Source organism: Rhodoferax sp., from assembly GCF_037143375.1.
GTDB lineage: Bacteria > Pseudomonadota > Gammaproteobacteria > Burkholderiales > Burkholderiaceae_C > Rhodoferax.
In genome coordinates, this window is record NZ_JBAWYV010000009.1 from 12,489 (window position 1) to 26,777 (window position 14,289).

General features: G+C 59.8%; 18 protein-coding genes. 6 read left to right on the forward strand and 12 right to left on the reverse strand.

Features of this window, described 5'->3' with window-relative positions:
- Position 1 precedes the first annotated feature (1 nt).
- Genes phnL through phnG form a run of 6 tightly spaced genes read right to left on the reverse strand, consistent with a single transcriptional unit; the run spans position 2 to position 4,639 of the window.
- On the reverse strand, positions 2-700 hold the full coding sequence (gene phnL, locus WCG50_RS02770) for a phosphonate C-P lyase system protein PhnL (protein ID WP_336898039.1): 699 nt from the start codon (positions 698-700) through the stop codon (positions 2-4).
- Positions 697-1,533, reverse strand: a complete 837-nt coding sequence (gene phnK, locus WCG50_RS02775; RefSeq protein ID WP_336898040.1) for a phosphonate C-P lyase system protein PhnK — start codon at positions 1,531-1,533, stop codon at positions 697-699. The genes phnL and phnK overlap by 4 nt, the downstream gene beginning before the upstream one ends.
- Positions 1,530-2,471, reverse strand: coding sequence for an alpha-D-ribose 1-methylphosphonate 5-phosphate C-P-lyase PhnJ (locus WCG50_RS02780; protein ID WP_336898041.1), 942 nt, complete (start codon positions 2,469-2,471; stop codon positions 1,530-1,532). Before WCG50_RS02780 ends, phnK begins: the two co-directional genes overlap by 4 nt.
- Entirely contained in the window at positions 2,468-3,568 is a 1,101-nt protein-coding gene (locus WCG50_RS02785; protein WP_336898042.1) for a carbon-phosphorus lyase complex subunit PhnI, read from the reverse strand. The genes WCG50_RS02780 and WCG50_RS02785 overlap by 4 nt, the downstream gene beginning before the upstream one ends.
- Position 3,569: 1 nt before the next feature.
- On the reverse strand, positions 3,570-4,169 hold the full coding sequence (gene phnH, locus WCG50_RS02790; protein ID WP_336898043.1) for a phosphonate C-P lyase system protein PhnH: 600 nt from the start codon (positions 4,167-4,169) through the stop codon (positions 3,570-3,572).
- Between the two features lie 5 nt (positions 4,170-4,174).
- Positions 4,175-4,639: a phosphonate C-P lyase system protein PhnG gene (phnG, locus tag WCG50_RS02795; RefSeq protein ID WP_336898044.1), complete on the reverse strand. Its 465-nt coding sequence runs from the start codon at positions 4,637-4,639 to the stop codon at positions 4,175-4,177.
- A 198-nt stretch (positions 4,640-4,837) separates the two neighbouring features.
- Here phnG and phnF point away from each other — a divergent pair, with 198 nt between their 5' ends.
- The 3 genes from phnF to WCG50_RS02810 are packed head-to-tail and all read left to right on the forward strand — an operon-like array spanning position 4,838 to position 6,833.
- Positions 4,838-5,596, forward strand: coding sequence for a phosphonate metabolism transcriptional regulator PhnF (phnF, locus tag WCG50_RS02800; protein ID WP_336898045.1), 759 nt, complete (start codon positions 4,838-4,840; stop codon positions 5,594-5,596).
- Positions 5,593-6,288, forward strand: a complete 696-nt coding sequence (locus tag WCG50_RS02805; protein WP_336898046.1) for a DUF1045 domain-containing protein — start codon at positions 5,593-5,595, stop codon at positions 6,286-6,288. Before phnF ends, WCG50_RS02805 begins: the two co-directional genes overlap by 4 nt.
- The gene (locus WCG50_RS02810) at positions 6,285-6,833 is read left to right on the forward strand and encodes a phosphonate metabolism protein/1,5-bisphosphokinase (PRPP-forming) PhnN (RefSeq protein ID WP_336898047.1); all 549 of its coding nucleotides are present in this window, start codon (positions 6,285-6,287) and stop codon (positions 6,831-6,833) included. The genes WCG50_RS02805 and WCG50_RS02810 overlap by 4 nt, the downstream gene beginning before the upstream one ends.
- Here the strand turns inward: WCG50_RS02810 and WCG50_RS02815 are convergent.
- A complete protein-coding gene (locus WCG50_RS02815) occupies positions 6,818-7,099 on the reverse strand; it encodes a hypothetical protein (protein ID WP_336898048.1) in 282 nt (93 codons plus the stop codon). The genes WCG50_RS02810 and WCG50_RS02815 overlap by 16 nt on opposite strands.
- A 238-nt stretch (positions 7,100-7,337) precedes the next feature.
- Between WCG50_RS02815 and WCG50_RS02820 the strand changes: the two genes are divergently transcribed.
- Positions 7,338-8,033 (forward strand): zinc permease, encoded by a 696-nt coding sequence (locus WCG50_RS02820; RefSeq protein WP_336898049.1) that lies wholly within the window; start codon positions 7,338-7,340, stop codon positions 8,031-8,033.
- 9 nt (positions 8,034-8,042) lie between these two features.
- On the opposite strand, the gene WCG50_RS02825 is transcribed toward WCG50_RS02820, so the two are convergent.
- Positions 8,043-8,525: a hypothetical protein gene (locus WCG50_RS02825; RefSeq protein WP_336898050.1), complete on the reverse strand. Its 483-nt coding sequence runs from the start codon at positions 8,523-8,525 to the stop codon at positions 8,043-8,045.
- A 111-nt stretch (positions 8,526-8,636) separates the two neighbouring features.
- Here WCG50_RS02825 and WCG50_RS02830 point away from each other — a divergent pair, with 111 nt between their 5' ends.
- Positions 8,637-10,307 (forward strand): AAA family ATPase, encoded by a 1,671-nt coding sequence (locus WCG50_RS02830; RefSeq protein ID WP_336898051.1) that lies wholly within the window; start codon positions 8,637-8,639, stop codon positions 10,305-10,307.
- A gap of 3 nt (positions 10,308-10,310) precedes the next feature.
- Complete coding sequence (locus tag WCG50_RS02835) at positions 10,311-10,904, forward strand: general secretion pathway protein GspB (RefSeq protein WP_336898052.1); 594 nt, start codon at positions 10,311-10,313, stop codon at positions 10,902-10,904.
- Between the two features lie 31 nt (positions 10,905-10,935).
- Here the strand turns inward: WCG50_RS02835 and phnE are convergent, their stop codons facing one another.
- The 4 genes from phnE to WCG50_RS02855 form a co-directional block, all read right to left on the reverse strand.
- Positions 10,936-11,703 (reverse strand): phosphonate ABC transporter, permease protein PhnE, encoded by a 768-nt coding sequence (gene phnE, locus WCG50_RS02840; RefSeq protein ID WP_336898053.1) that lies wholly within the window; start codon positions 11,701-11,703, stop codon positions 10,936-10,938.
- Positions 11,703-12,671, reverse strand: coding sequence for a phosphonate ABC transporter substrate-binding protein (phnD, locus tag WCG50_RS02845; protein WP_336898054.1), 969 nt, complete (start codon positions 12,669-12,671; stop codon positions 11,703-11,705). Before phnD ends, phnE begins: the two co-directional genes overlap by 1 nt.
- Positions 12,672-12,713: 42 nt before the next feature.
- Positions 12,714-13,595: a phosphonate ABC transporter ATP-binding protein gene (gene phnC, locus WCG50_RS02850; RefSeq protein WP_336898055.1), complete on the reverse strand. Its 882-nt coding sequence runs from the start codon at positions 13,593-13,595 to the stop codon at positions 12,714-12,716.
- A 111-nt stretch (positions 13,596-13,706) separates the two neighbouring features.
- The gene (locus WCG50_RS02855) at positions 13,707-14,135 is read right to left on the reverse strand and encodes a CBS domain-containing protein (RefSeq protein WP_336898056.1); all 429 of its coding nucleotides are present in this window, start codon (positions 14,133-14,135) and stop codon (positions 13,707-13,709) included.
- Positions 14,136-14,289: the final 154 nt, after the last annotated feature.

The window sequence follows — 14,289 nt, forward strand, 5'->3', positions numbered from 1 at the left end:
TTCAAATAGGTTGGCGGTGCTGTTCAACATCGAAGCAGCGGGTGGCGACGGCTTCGCGCACTTCGTCGTCGTGAAAAATACCGACCACGGCGCTGCCTTGGGCACGGGCGGCGCGAATCAGTTCCACCACCACGCGCCGATTGTCGGCATCCAGCGAGGCGGTCGGTTCGTCCAGCAACAGCACCGGCGGTGTGGTGATCATGCCGTGGGCAATGTTGACGCGTTGCTGCTCGCCGCCTGAGAAAGTCGCGGGCGGCAAATGCCATAAATGCTCGTGCAGGTTCAGCCGCGTCAACCATTGAGCGGCTTGCGCCCGGGCGTCCTCGGGCGCCACACCCAAGCGGCGCAGCGGGTCGGCCACGATGTCGAGCGTGGACACACGCGGGATGACGCGCAAGAACTGCGAGACATAACCCAGCGTGCGTCGGCGCACCTCAAACACCTCGCGCGGCGCAGCGCTGGCCAGGCTGAGCCACGCGCCTTGATGGCGAATGCGCACATCGCCACGGGTGGCGCCGTAGTTGCCGTAGAGGCAGCGCAGCAGCGAGCTTTTGCCGCTGCCCGAATGTCCGGTCAGGGCCAGGCATTCGCCGGGGCGCACGCTCAAATCGATGCCGTCAAACACCGGCAACTTCAAGCCACCACGTCCGTGCAGCGTGAAGGTTTTGGACAGGTCAATGGTTTCAATCAGGGCGGTCATGGTGTCAGTACCGAGGAAACAAGCAGTTGGGTGTAGGCGTGTTGCGGGTCGTCCAGCACACGGTCGGTCAGGCCTTGCTCAACCACCTGCCCATCTTTCATCACCAGCATGCGCTGGGCCAGCAAGCGCGCCACGGCGAGGTCGTGCGTGACCACCACGGCGGCCAGTTGCAACTCATCCACCAGCTCGCGCAACAGGTCCAGCAGGCGCGCCTGCACCGACACATCGAGGCCGGTGGTGGGCTCGTCCATGAACACCAGGCGCGGGTTCGTCACCAAGTTACGGGCAATCTGCAGACGCTGCTGCATGCCGCCCGAGTAGGTGCCGGGCAGGTCGTCAATGCGACCGGTGTCCAGCTCCACGCGCGCCATCCACGACAGAGCTTCGCTGCGCAAGTTGCCGTAATGCCGCGCCCCCAGCGCCATCAGGCGCTCACCAATATTGGCGCCGCCCGAAACATTCATGCGCAGGCCGTCGCGGGCATGTTGCTCGACAAAACCCCAGTCGGTGCGCGCCAGCCAGCGCAGTTGCGCCTCCGACATTTCGGCCAGATCAAGCAGTTCACCGGTCCTGTTTTTGGGCTCGTCCTCATCAGGCGTTGGTGTCGGGGTTTGCGGCCGCACGTCGTAGTGCACCGAGCCTTCGTCGCAGGCATGGCGTGCTGCCAGCAAGCGCAGCAGCGTGCTCTTGCCGGAGCCGGATTCGCCGACCACCGCCAGCACCTCGCCGGGGTACAAATCAAAACTCACATCACGGCAGGCCCAGCGTGGCTGGCCTTGGTGCACAAAGGCCTTGCCCGCCTGGCGCACCGACAACAACACGTTGGGCTTCATGCCTGCTCCTCAGTCAGGGGCTCTAACGCCGCATACGGTTCAAGCTGTTCTACCGGCGCGGCCAGTGCGTCGTTCAAGGTCACCGCCAATTGCGTGCCGACGTGTCCGGCCTCGCGGCGCTCCTCGCAGTAGTCGCTGTCGGAGCAGACAAACAGGCGGCTACCGGCGTCGTCCACGATCATCTCGTCGAGGTAACTCTCAGTAGCACCGCACAGCGCGCAGGCATGGTCCCAGCGCTGCACTTCAAACGGGTGGTCTTCAAAGTCCAGACTGCGCACCGGGGTGTAGGGCGGGATCGCGTAAAGCCGCTTTTCACGGCCAGCGCCAAACAGTTGCAGGGCCGGGTTCATGTGCATCTTGGGGTTGTCAAACTTCGGGATAGGAGAGGGCGACATCAGGTAACGCTCGTTCACCATCACCGGGTAGTCGTAGCTGCGCGAGATGGCGCCGAGCTGCGCAATGTCTTCGTAGAGCCGCACATGCATCAGCCCGTATTCACTGAGTGCGTGCATCTTGATGGTCTCGCGCCGACTCGGCTCCAACCGTGACAACGGCTCAGGCATAGGAACCTGATACACCAGAATTTGTGCTTCGGTTAACGGCGTTTCCGGGATGCGGTGGCGCGTCTGGATCAGCGTGGCGTCACGTGTTTTCTCGGTGGTAGGCACGCCGGTGGTGCGGGCAAAAAAGCGCCGGATGTTGACGGCGTTGGTGGTGTCGTCGGCGCCCTGATCGATCACCTTGAGCACATCGCTCAGGCCGATGATGCTGGCCGTGATCTGCACACCGCCGGTGCCCCAGCCGTAGGCAAAAGGCATCTCGCGTGAGCCAAATGGCACCTGGTAACCAGGCACGGCCACCGCCTTGAGCAGCGCACGCCGGATGCGCTTCTTGGTGCGTTCATCCAGAAAAGCAAAGTTGTAATGTGTGTCCATCATGCAGCCTCCTGTGCAGCTTGGGCGTGGCGGGCGCGCAGCTTGCGCACCAGTTCCAGCTCGGCCTGAAAATCGACGTAGTGCGGCAGCTTCAAGTGCTGCACGAAGCCCGACGCCTCCACGTTGTCGGCGTGCGACAACACAAATTCCTCGTCCTGCCCGGGCGCGGTGCGCGGCTCGCCCAACTCATCAGCGCGCAGCGAGCGGTCCACCAGCGCCATCGCCATGGTCTTGCGCTCGGCCCCGCCAAACGCCAGCCCGTAGCCCTGCGTGAACTGCGGTGGCACCTCGCGGCTGCCGCTGAACTGGTTGATCATCTGGCATTCGGTGACTTCCAGATCGCCGATGTCAATCGCAAAACCCAACTCGTCGGGCACCAGTTCCACACTCACAAAACCTCGCCGGATTTCGCCCGCAAACGGGTGCGAATTGGCGTAGCCGCGCTGCGAGGAATAGCCCATCGCCAGCAACCAGCCTTCGTCCCCCCGGGCCAGTGCCTGCAAGCGCAAGGCGCGGTCCGCCGGGAACATGAGCGGGTCGCGCGTCAGGTCGCCGGGCGCGGCGGCGTCAAACGGTTGCGGGGTTTCCAGCAGCCCTTCGCGCGCCAGCAGGTCGTTGATGCGGGGCACGGTGGCGGGCGGCGACTCGAAAGCCGCGGGGGTTGGCGGGGCTTCAGGGGCGGGGCTGTCGCCTTCGGCCAGCAAGGCAAAGTCGAGCAGTCGCTGGGTGTAGTCATAGGTCGGCCCCAGCAACTGGCCGCCGGGCACTTCCTTGAAGGTGGCCGAGATGCGCCGTACAAGTGCAATGCGGGCGGTGTCGAGTGGCAGCGCGTAGCCCAGGCGTGGCAAGGTGGTGCGGTAGGCGCGCAACAAGAATATGGCTTCGACCAAGTCCCCGCTGGCTTGCTTGATGGCCAGCGCGGCCAGCTCCGGGTCGTACAACGAGCCTTCGCTCATCACCCGGTCTACCGCCAGCGAAAGTTGGGACTGAATTTGCGCCACCGACAGGGCGGGCAGCGTGGTGTCACCCCGACGCTGGGCCTCCAGCAGTTGCCAGGAACTCTCGATGGCGGCAGCGCCACCTTTGACTGCAACGTACATGTCAGACCTCTTCCAGATGGCGCACACGCGTGCTGCGTGGCAAACCCAGGGCGTGTTCGCCACAGGTAAAAATGATGTCCACGCCTTGCGGAAAGCTCGCGTGGTTGGCCTGCCATTGCGACCAGAAATCAAACGGCAACCCTTGCAGGCCGACCAGTTGCGTCTCCTGAATTCCCGGTCCGGTCCAGGCCATCAGCGGGCCACTTTCCAGGTGCGGCACCTCGATCAGCACCGTACTCGAAAACTCGGGCGAAGCCGCACTGCCCTGTGCAAAGTCGGCCAGCACCACCGGTTGCGCCAAGTTGGTCACCACGGCAAAACCAGCCGCTGCTGTCGGTTCGGCCACAGGGGCTCCGGTATGAAAACGCAGCCACTGCGGCACTTCGTTATCTCCGTGCTGCCAGCGCACCGGGGTTTCGTCGTCGCACAGGCTCAACAGCAAGCGCGCCATCGCGCCACCGAGGGGCACTTGCGCCAACGCGGGGCCAATCGAGCGGACCTGGCCGGGTCGGGCCAGCGCGTCCAGCACCGCGCGAAACGCCTGCTGGCTGTCATGCACCGGGTCAAGCAGACCGGCCGCCAGCAAAGGGCTTGTGTTCATGTTGCTCATGCCTCGCCTCGTACAAAAGTAAAAAATTCCACCTTGGAGCCGGCCACCGCCTGTTGCTTAAGCGCCCGGGCTTGCGCCTGCGCCAGCGCCAGCGGCGCAATCAAAGTGCGCTGCAAGGTGTCGTGGTGCTGCGGGTCTTGCAGCAAGGCGTCGAACGTAGCGGCCAGCTCGGCCCGGCGCTTGTCGCGGCCCAGCGCATAGGCCACGCCCAGCGGGCCGTCGCCCACCCGCACGGCGCAACGCACCACGCTGGCCTCGCCCAGGTTAAACGGGTTGCCCGTGCCGCCAATGCGCCCGCGCAGCATCAACATGCCAACCTCGGGTGGGCGCACCGGGTGCCGCACCAGCAGTGGCTGCACATGCGGCAAATAGTCTTTGAGTTGCGCCAGACTGGCGCGGGCCAGCACAGCCAGCCATGTTTTTCGCGCGGCGTGAAGATCGCTTGATTTATCGCTTGTCATACAGATGTCTAAATCAGTTGCTAAAGTGAACACAAGCCGCTAGTTCACTACGGCAACATGAAATATTTATGACATCCGCGGTAGACCTGGCCCGGTCGCTGGCAGTTTTAACTATTGTTTTAATAGCTGCTTACGCAAGCAACACGGGGGCTAGAGGCCTATTTGGCTTAAAAATTGGCCCATCAACCAGAAAGATTTATGCCTTTTGGACAACTCATCTCCCATGCCCCCGGCCGCCGCAGCGGGGTCTCGGTGTGGCGACAGATTGCCGACACCCTGACCACCGAGATTCGCGACCGCACCTACGCCGCCACCGGTCGCCTGCCGGGCGAGGTGGAGTTGTCGGCCCGTTTTGCGGTGAACCGGCACACCTTGCGCCAAGCCGTTGCCGCGCTGCAAACCGAAGGCCTGATTCGCATTGAACCTGGTCGGGGCATGTTTGTGCAGCATGAGTTGCTGGACTACGCGCTCTCACGGCGCACCCGCTTCAGCGAAAACCTGCTGCGCCAGGGTTTTCTGCCCAGCAAGCAACTGCTCACCGCGCTTGAGATGCCAGCGCCGGAGCGCGCTGCGCGCGAACTCAAACTGCCCCCCGGCGCCAACGTGCTGATGGTCGAAACGCTGGACGAAGCCAATGACGCCCCCATTGGCCTGGCCACCGCCTACTACCCGGCGCTGCGCTTTGCCGGCTTGCTGGAGATGCTCTCGCAAGGCACCCGCACCACCGACATCCTCAAACATTTTGGCGTGCAGGACTATGTGCGCGAGCAAAGCCGCATCACCACCCAGATGCCCAACGACGAGACCGCCCGCCTGCTCAAGCAGCCCACTTCGCGCCCGCTGTTGTGCGTGGAGAGCCTCGATGTGGACATGGACGGCACGCCCATCAAGTACGGCGAAACCGTTTTTTGTGGCGACCGGGTGCAGTTGGTGGTCAATACCGGGATTGAGGCATGAGTGCGCGTTACGCGGTTTACTATGGCCCTGCGCTTGGCTCGCCCTGGTGGAATTTTGGCGCGCATTGGTTGGGGCGCGACGAGTCGACGGGGAAGGATTTGCCGCAACCGCTGCTGGCGCAGTTCACCCCGGTCGAGCTTCGGTTGATCACCACCTCGCCCCGCCGTTATGGTTTTCACGCCACGGTCAAAGCCCCTTTTCACTTGAGCGGAAAACACACCTTGGATGACCTTCGTGCCCGCCTGGAAGAGCTTGCCAGCACCCTTAAGCCGGTAGCACTGGGGCCGCTGCAGGCGGTGACACTGGGCAACTTTGTGGCGCTGACGCCACTCACGCCGCCCACTGAACTCTGCACGCTGGCGGGAACCTGCGTGACCGATCTGGATGACCTGCGCGCGCCCTTGACGCCGGCTGATCTGGCCCGGCGCCAATCCGTGCCGTTGGATGCGCGTGAACAGGCGCTGCTGTTGCAGTACGGCTACCCCCATGTGCTGGAGCGCTATCAATTGCACTTCACGTTGAGCGGGCCGGTGGCGCATGAATCCGCCCAGCGTGTGCTGCAAGCGGTGGTCGAACCGGTGGCGCAGTTGAACCAGAAGGCGCCGCTGATGTTGGACCGCCTGTGCCTGTTTGTGGAGCCCGCGCCGGGTGAAGCTTTCCGGCGAATTGCCGATGTCAGGCTGGGCGCATGAGCGGCCTGTGGGTGTTTGTCTGCGGCCCTTCCGGCGCTGGCAAAGACAGCGTGATGAACTGGGCTGCCGAGCAACTGGCCGCGAACCCAAACATTATTTTTGCCCGGCGAATGGTCACGCGCCCTGCACACCCAGGCTCGGACCATGACCCCGTCACACCCGATAATTTTTCGACCCTGATGGACTCGGCCGAATTGGTCTGGCACTGGCAGGCGCATGGCTTTCACTACGGCATTGACGCGCACTATGCAGCCGAGGTGTCTGCCGGGCGGGTGGTCGTGGTGAATGGGTCGCGCGAGCATGCCAGTGGCCTGGAAGTGTCGGAAAAAATCCGCGTGGTGCAGATCATGGCCGAGCCCGACCAACTGGCGCACCGGCTTGAAAAACGCGGCCGCGACTTGCCGCACGAAGTGGAACGGCGACGGGTACGCAACACCTTGTACGCAGACTTGCGGGTCGATCTAACAATCGTCAATCAAGGCGCGCTCGCCGACGCGGGCCAGCAATTGGCGGACTACCTGCTGACGGCTCAATCGTCGTCGTGATCGTGGCTGCGGTGTGGCGCGCGCGGTGCCTGAACCGGCAGCGGTTTGTCACCATAGGCACCCCGGTAAACTTCCGCCGCTGAAAATTGGCATTGCTGGTTGAGGCCGATGGTTCTGAGCAAATCGATGTTTGCCTGGGGCAACAAACCGGTCTGCGCCTGGATCTGCACCCGAATCTCGTCACAGGTTGGGGCGGGCACGTCAGCCGCCTGCGCACCCAAGGCACACAGGCTGAGAATTCCAAAGAGATGGATTGATTTTTTCATGGCAACAAGCTCCTTTTGAAGGTAGATAACAGCCTCCCGATCTGACCGGCGACACGCTGGGTTTCATTGTGCGAGTCATTTATTAAACGCCCCTTAAATTCAATCAGGACAGCCATCTTTTGCTTTAGCGCAGGCCCTTTTCTTTAAGTTTTGCTTAAGCTGGTACACGCATAGTCCGCGCAAATCAACCTACCCACCTGAACGGTCATTCACCATGAACTCACACATATTTCTCATCATGGCAATTCCCGCTCTGGTGGCTTTGAGCGGCGGCATTCTCGCGGCGGTCTGGACGCCCAGCCACCCGACGCGCAGCATGATTCAGCACTTCGCCGCCGGCGTCGTGCTGGCAGCGCTGGCGGTTGAGCTGCTGCCTGAGATTGAGCGCGAACATGCGCCTGGATTGGTGCTGGCGGGCTCTTTTGCACTCGGCAGTTTGTTCATGTACGGCTTGAAACTGTGGACCCTGAAAATGGAACACACGGCCAAGCTGGCGGGCACCGCCACGGGGTTGAGCACCGGCTTGCTGCTCGCCACCTTTATTGACGTGGCCACCGACGGATTCATCATCGGCGCCGGCTTTGCGGCGGGCGGCGAAACCGGCACTATCCTGGCGCTGGGCTTGTCGGTTGAGTTGTTGTTTCTGGGCTTGGCCATGACCTCGGCCGCAACCAAGGGCTGGCGCATCATCGGCATCTCCGGCGCACTGGGCGTGACCGTGCTGGTTTTTTCGATGCTGGGTAATTTGCTGCTGTCGGGCGCCTCACACGCCGTGATTGGCGGAACACTGGCCTTCAGTGCGGCCGCCTTGCTTTACCTGGTGACCGAAGAATTGCTCATGGAAGCCCATGAAGTCGAAGAAAAGCCGATCTCGACATTGGTCTTGTTCGGCGGCTTTTTGGCCTTCTGGAGTATTCAGCTAATCGGGCGATAAATCTTTTTTTTACACCCAACCTGGGTGTTGAAAGTATTCGCCATACAAACGCAATGACTGCAAGGCGCCCAAGGCCCCGACGCGCTGCAACTTGACGGTCGCGCCCGTGCGCATCATGGCCACGCTTTGTTTCAAATCGATCATGATCACCAGATGGAAAGCTGTTTTAGCCTCCTTGGTGATCGTTTTGTTTTTCTCGATGTCAGCCATGTTTTTATCCAGTTTGCTGGCCAACTGCTGGTAGTCCTGGGCGCTGAGTTGCTCTGCGGTTATACGTGTCTGACTCTCCACCATGGCTTGACGAATGTTCTCCATGCCTTGCCTGATCGCCGTGTCGGTTTCCCATTTTTTACCAGCGTTCAAGGCGCTCTCTGCTTTTGGGGTAGCGAGCGTGGGGGCAGGCGCGGCGGCGGCCGAGGCCACCGCAATGCATAGAACGAGTCCGATGCCACTGCAAAGTTTGAGACCGGTGGAACGTAAAACTGAAAGCATCGTGGCCCCTTGTGTGCAAAATTGAATCAACAAAGCCGCAAGTGTTGCGACGGATTCTTAAGTAAGACTTATTGATCCCAACTTCCGAAGCTCACGCTATGCTTAAGGTCTATGTATTCGCAACATTTCGGCCTGTCACAAGATCCTTTTTCCATCGCCCCAGATCCGCGTTACCTCTTTATGAGCGAGCGCCATCGGGAGGCACTGGCACACCTGCTGTATGGCGTGGCGGGTTTGAGTGGTGCAACCGGTGGTTTTGTGCTTTTGACCGGTGACATTGGCACCGGCAAGACCACCGTCTGCCGCTGCTTCCTGGAGCAGATTCCGATCGGTTGCCATGTGGCTTACATCTTTAATCCCAAGCTCACCGTGATGGAGTTGCTGCAGTCGATTTGCGACGAGTTTCACATTGCGGTGCCCTTGGTGGGATCGATCGCGCCGACGGTCAAAAATTACATCGACACGCTCAACGTCTTTTTGCTGCAAAGCCATGCGGCCGGGCAAAGTTGCGTGCTCATCATCGATGAGGCGCAAAACCTGAGCGCTGGTGTACTCGAGCAGTTGCGCTTGCTCACGAACCTGGAAACCAATGAGCGCAAGCTGCTGCAAATCGTGCTGATTGGCCAGCCAGAACTGCGCACCATGCTCAAGCGCCCGGAGCTTGAACAACTGGCCCAGCGCGTGATTGCGCGCTTTCACCTGGACGCGCTGTCCAAGCCCGAGACCCGTCAATATATTCAGCACCGCCTCGCGGTGGCAGGCCACACCGGCGCTTTGCCGTTTAACGAGCCTGCCCTGCAAACCATCTACCGGCTGGCAAACGGCGTGCCGCGTCGCATCAACCTGCTGTGTGGTCGCGCGCTGCTGGGCGCCTGGGCCAATGGTCAGAATCAGGTCACCCAAGGCATCGTGCAGAAGGCCGCCCTGGAAGTATTCGGGCCGGAATCCACGCCCGTTAATCTTGCCCCAGTCCGTCCGATAAGCTTGTTTTTGCTGGGCCTGGGTGTGATGGTCGGCATCCTGTTGGTCGGCATTCTCATGTGGCACAACCCTGCACAAAGCCCGCGCCCGGCGGTGTCGGCAGGTGTGCCATCCGCACCGGCAAGTGCCAGTTCGAAGCCTGTTGCCGCCTTGCCAGCAGCGCCTGTCCCCATTGAAGAACTGGAGGCCTTACTGCCCCTGTTGTCGCTTGACATAAACCAGGCCTGGCGTGACCTCGGTCCGCTGTGGAACATTGCAGCCACTGACGGTGACCCCTGCTCAAGCATGCCCGTACAGACACAAGGACTCCAGTGCTACCGGATCGGCAACCTGACCTTGCCCTTGATCCGCCAGCTCGGCCAACCCGGCATCCTGACGCTGCAAGACGGTGTGGCACCTCCGGTCTACGCCCTTCTCACGGGGTTGACCGAGAAGACCGCCACGCTCCGGTTGGCCGATCGGCTCCACACCGTGCGACTGGTGTCACTGGGGCGACTGTGGCGCGGCGACTTCGCCACCTACTGGCGCGTGCCGCCAGGGTACAGCCCTGAGCTGCGTGATGGCATTAGCGGCCCGATCACTGAACGGCTGGCCCGGCAGCTCACGGTGCTGGACGGCATGTCCGCTTCTATCGCTTCCTCGGCACCCCTTACCCTTGACTCAGCCTTGAGGGCCCGTGTGCGGGCTTTTCAGCGCGCTCAGGGCCTCAAGGCGGATGGTCAGCCCGGTCCCATGACCTTCATGCAACTGGACAGCGCCACCGGGATGACCGAGCCCCGCCTGCAAACTGTTTCGCCTTAAACCATGTCCTACATACTTGATGCACTTAAACGGGCCGATGCTGAACGTGAGCGCGGCGCGGTGCCTGGCCTGCATTCCCAGTCATTGGCCACACCGGTCATGCCCAACGAATCGGGGCATAACCACCGTACTTGGCTAGCCTTGGCCACCTTGGTTGCGTGCAGCGGTATCGCAGCTGGTATTTGGCTTTGGCCAACACCTGCCAGCAAGGTGGCACTGCCCGTTGTTGCCCCAGTAGCCACACCGCCGGTTGTCAAACCTGAACCTGTCCTCATCAAGGCACCCCCTGCAGCGCCACCTCAAACTCAGAAAGCCACGCCGATCAAGGCCATTCCAAATATTGCAAGCACACCTGCGCCAGTTCCAGCTGCTGCCCCGCTACTCAGCGAGTTGCCGGAAGAGCTGAGGCGCCAGATCCCGACCTTGGTGGTCACCGGCGCGGTTTATTCGGAAACTCCTGCCAATCGGTTGCTGCTGCTCAACAACCAGGTGCTGACGCAGGGCAGTCTGGCTGCCCCTGAGGTGATTTTGGAAGAAATTCGGCCGAAAAGCTCGGTCTTCAACTTCAAGGGCACACGCTTTCGATTAGCGCACTAAGGCAGCACCCGTGATCAGGGTGGCCCAAGGTTCAGATCAGTGATTTACGGATGCGGGCCGAAATCACATCAATGATCGTCACGGTGACGATGATGATGATCATCACGGCGCAGGTTTCAGCGTACTGAAATCCGCGAATGATGTCCCACAAAATAACGCCAATGCCCCCAGCGCCCACCATGCCGACCACCGAGGCCGAGCGCACGTTGGATTCAAACCGGTACAGTGAATACGAAATCCACAACGGCAAGACCTGTGGAATGATGCCGTAGACAATTTCTTCCAGGGCATTGGCCCCGGTGGCACGAATGCCTTCCACCGGCTGGGAATCGATCGACTCCACCGCTTCTGAAAACAGCTTGGCCAAAATGCCAGTGGTGTGCACAAACAAGGCCAGCACGCCCGCAAACGGCCCCAAACCCACCGCCACAATAAACAGCATGGCAAACACCATCTCGTTGATGGCGCGCGTGGCGTCCATCAAACGGCGAATCGGCTGGTAAACCCACCACGGCGCGATGTTCGACGACGACAGCAAGCCCAGCGGCACCGCAAAGATCACGGCCAGTACGGTGCCCCACAAGGCAATTTGCACCGTAATGACCATTTCCTGCAGATACAGGCGCCAGTCGCCAAACTTGGGCGGGAAGAAATCTGCCGCATAGGTAGCCATATTGCCGGAATCGCGAATCAGGTCAAACGGCCGCAGGTCGGCGCCCTGCCAGGAACCGGCCAGCAGCGCCAGCAACACGCCCCAAGCCATCAAACCCAACCAGCTGGTGCGGGGCGTTGCTTGCATTACTTGGCTAAGCTCAAAGCGGCCAGTTGTTTGTCAATATCAGCCAGTTTGGTCTGCTTCTCTGGGGCAGCCAATGTCATATCTGCTTCAAACTTGTTGCGCGTCTTGAACAGTTCCAACTGACGAATCGGTATCAACTGGCTGTTGGTCGAGGCCTTGAATGAGGACAGTTTTGAAAGCTTGAACAAGTTGTCTTTTTCCTGCTGGCTTCCCTGGCCGTAGGTGTAGAAGAAGTCGCGCACTTTGGCTTTGGTGGCCTCTGGCAAATCTTTGCGAATCACCAGTGGGTCCAGGGGAATCAACGGCGAAGTCCAGATCACGCGGATGTCGTTGAATTTTTGTGGCAGATGCTCTTTGAGTTTTTCAAGGTTTTCGCTGTTGTTGGTGGCCACATCCACCTGCTTGTTGGCCACGGCCAGCGCATTGGTTTCGTGGTTAGCGCCGCGGCTCAGCTTGAAGAAGGTTTTGGCGTCAATCTTGTTTTGCGTAAAGACGTAGTAGCTCGGCACCAGAAATCCGGAGGTGGAATTTGGGTCGCCATTGCCAAAGGACAGGTTCTTACCTTGCTTGAGCATGTCGTCCAGCGATTTGATCGGGCTGTCTTTGTGCACGATCAGGTGCGAGTAGTAGCCCTGCGTGCCGTCAGCATTGACCATCTGGGCAAACACCTCGCCACCGGCGCGGTCCACAGCCTCCATTGCTGACTTGTTGCCAAACCAGGCGACCTGCACTTTGTTGAAGCGCATGCCTTCGATGATGCCGGCGTAGTCCGAGGCAAAGAAGGCATTCACTTTCATGCCGATTTTTTTGCTCATGCCGTCCAGAATCGGTTGCCAGTCAGATTTCAGATTTTGCGAAGACTCGGTCGAGATAATGCCGAAATTGATTTCTTTCAGTTCCTGGGCAGAGACTGGGTTGACGGACAACAGCAAAGCGCCAGCCAAGCCAGCCACTAGTTTTTTAAACATGAACATTTCCTTGGTGAAACGAAGATAAAAAGCGAAAGAGTGTCAGGCGGCAAGCGCCATCGGAGACAGTGCGGCCAGCGGTTTGGGCCAGGCGAGGTGAGGGCCGGTGTGTTGGCTGTCTTGCAGACTGGAAATGTGGTCGCCCAGCGAGAGAATTTCATCGGCGTCAGCGCCATAAAGTTCACGCAGGAGCATGGGCGTCAAAGCCACTGAGGGGCCGTCGTACACCACGCGACCCTGGTGCAGACCAATGGTGCGCGGACAGTATTTCATGGCCACGTTCACCTGGTGCAAGGACACCACCACGGTACATTTATCTTCGCGGTTGACGCGCGCCAGAATGTCCATCACCTTGCGTGACGACTCGGGGTCGAGCGAGGCAATCGGTTCGTCCGCCAGAATCACTTTGGCACCCTGCACCATGGCGCGGGCAATGGCTGCCCGTTGTTGCTGACCACCCGACAAGGTGGAGGCCCGCTGGGCGCTGCATTCGGCAATGCCAACGCGCTTCAAGGCATCGACACCTTGGGCTCTCTCGGTCGGGGTGAACCAGCGCAGCAGACTGCGCCACAAAGGAACCCGGTGCAGGGTTCCCGCCAATACATTGATGATGACCGGCAAGCGGTCCACCAGGTTGAACTGCTGGAAGACAAAGCCGATACCGGCCCGTGTCTGGCGAATATCAGAAGCAATTTTGCCGTGCTGCTGAACAGTTTGTCCGTGCACCCGAACCAGCCCTTGTGAAGCACCATCACCGGCCATCAGGCCAGCCATGTGTCGCAGCAGCGTTGATTTACCGGAGCCGGAGGCACCAATCAGCGCGACCATTTCGCCGGCGGCAATGTCCAGATGTATTTCATCCAGCGCCTTGCGGCCGCCGTGAAACGTTTTATTTAATCCCTTGATGCTGATGGCGATGGTCATGTTGGCTCCGTGTCAATACACAGACCATATCGGCTCAATATGACAAACCAGTGTCAACCGAGCCGACTGCCATTTACTTGCAAAGTGGAGGTATTACCCTCCGATTGAGAACTAACTGCTGATATAGCTCGTCAGTTGTGAGATGGTTTCTTCGTGTTCCGCAATGATGTCATCCATCAAATCGCGGATAGAAATCATGCCCATGACTTTTTCACCATCCATCACCGGGAGGTGACGAATTTTTTTCTGGCTCATCAGGGCCATACAGGCGTGAGTGCCGGTTTGTGGCGTGACCGTGATGATGTCGCGGGTCATGATCTCAGCGACAGTGGTTTCTTTGGAATTTTTGCCCTGCAAGGCTACTTTTCGGGTGTAGTCGCGCTCTGACACGATGCCGACCAGTTTTCCTTGGTCCATGACAGTCATGGCGCCCACGCCGTGGTCCGCCAGCGACTGCAGCGCTTCAAAAACAGTGGCGGAAAGACCAACCTGATAAACAGTTGAGTCACGTTTTTTCAACAATTCAGAGATAGGTTTCATTGTGGCTCCAGGAAAATTTTTATGACTGATAACGCAGTGTAAACAAATTTCTTCCTTGGCAATAGCTCCATACCCATTTGATTTATTTCGCCAGCACTTTGGTCAAAACCCTGTTTCTATTTTGGGTATTAGTGCGACATAAACCTGATTTTTC

Coding starts and splice junctions, on each gene's coding strand:
- phnL (WP_336898039.1), bottom strand. CDS start 700: ATGACCGCCCTGATTGAAACCATTGACCTGTCCAAAACCTTCACGCTG.
- phnK (WP_336898040.1), bottom strand. CDS start 1,533: ATGAAGCCCAACGTGTTGTTGTCGGTGCGCCAGGCGGGCAAGGCCTTT.
- WCG50_RS02780 (WP_336898041.1), bottom strand. CDS start 2,471: ATGATGGACACACATTACAACTTTGCTTTTCTGGATGAACGCACCAAG.
- WCG50_RS02785 (WP_336898042.1), bottom strand. CDS start 3,568: ATGTACGTTGCAGTCAAAGGTGGCGCTGCCGCCATCGAGAGTTCCTGG.
- phnH (WP_336898043.1), bottom strand. CDS start 4,169: ATGAACACAAGCCCTTTGCTGGCGGCCGGTCTGCTTGACCCGGTGCAT.
- phnG (WP_336898044.1), bottom strand. CDS start 4,639: ATGACAAGCGATAAATCAAGCGATCTTCACGCCGCGCGAAAAACATGG.
- phnF (WP_336898045.1), top strand. CDS start 4,838: ATGCCTTTTGGACAACTCATCTCCCATGCCCCCGGCCGCCGCAGCGGG.
- WCG50_RS02805 (WP_336898046.1), top strand. CDS start 5,593: ATGAGTGCGCGTTACGCGGTTTACTATGGCCCTGCGCTTGGCTCGCCC.
- WCG50_RS02810 (WP_336898047.1), top strand. CDS start 6,285: ATGAGCGGCCTGTGGGTGTTTGTCTGCGGCCCTTCCGGCGCTGGCAAA.
- WCG50_RS02815 (WP_336898048.1), bottom strand. CDS start 7,099: ATGAAAAAATCAATCCATCTCTTTGGAATTCTCAGCCTGTGTGCCTTG.
- WCG50_RS02820 (WP_336898049.1), top strand. CDS start 7,338: ATGGCAATTCCCGCTCTGGTGGCTTTGAGCGGCGGCATTCTCGCGGCG.
- WCG50_RS02825 (WP_336898050.1), bottom strand. CDS start 8,525: ATGCTTTCAGTTTTACGTTCCACCGGTCTCAAACTTTGCAGTGGCATC.
- WCG50_RS02830 (WP_336898051.1), top strand. CDS start 8,637: ATGTATTCGCAACATTTCGGCCTGTCACAAGATCCTTTTTCCATCGCC.
- WCG50_RS02835 (WP_336898052.1), top strand. CDS start 10,311: ATGTCCTACATACTTGATGCACTTAAACGGGCCGATGCTGAACGTGAG.
- phnE (WP_336898053.1), bottom strand. CDS start 11,703: ATGCAAGCAACGCCCCGCACCAGCTGGTTGGGTTTGATGGCTTGGGGC.
- phnD (WP_336898054.1), bottom strand. CDS start 12,671: ATGTTTAAAAAACTAGTGGCTGGCTTGGCTGGCGCTTTGCTGTTGTCC.
- phnC (WP_336898055.1), bottom strand. CDS start 13,595: ATGACCATCGCCATCAGCATCAAGGGATTAAATAAAACGTTTCACGGC.
- WCG50_RS02855 (WP_336898056.1), bottom strand. CDS start 14,135: ATGAAACCTATCTCTGAATTGTTGAAAAAACGTGACTCAACTGTTTAT.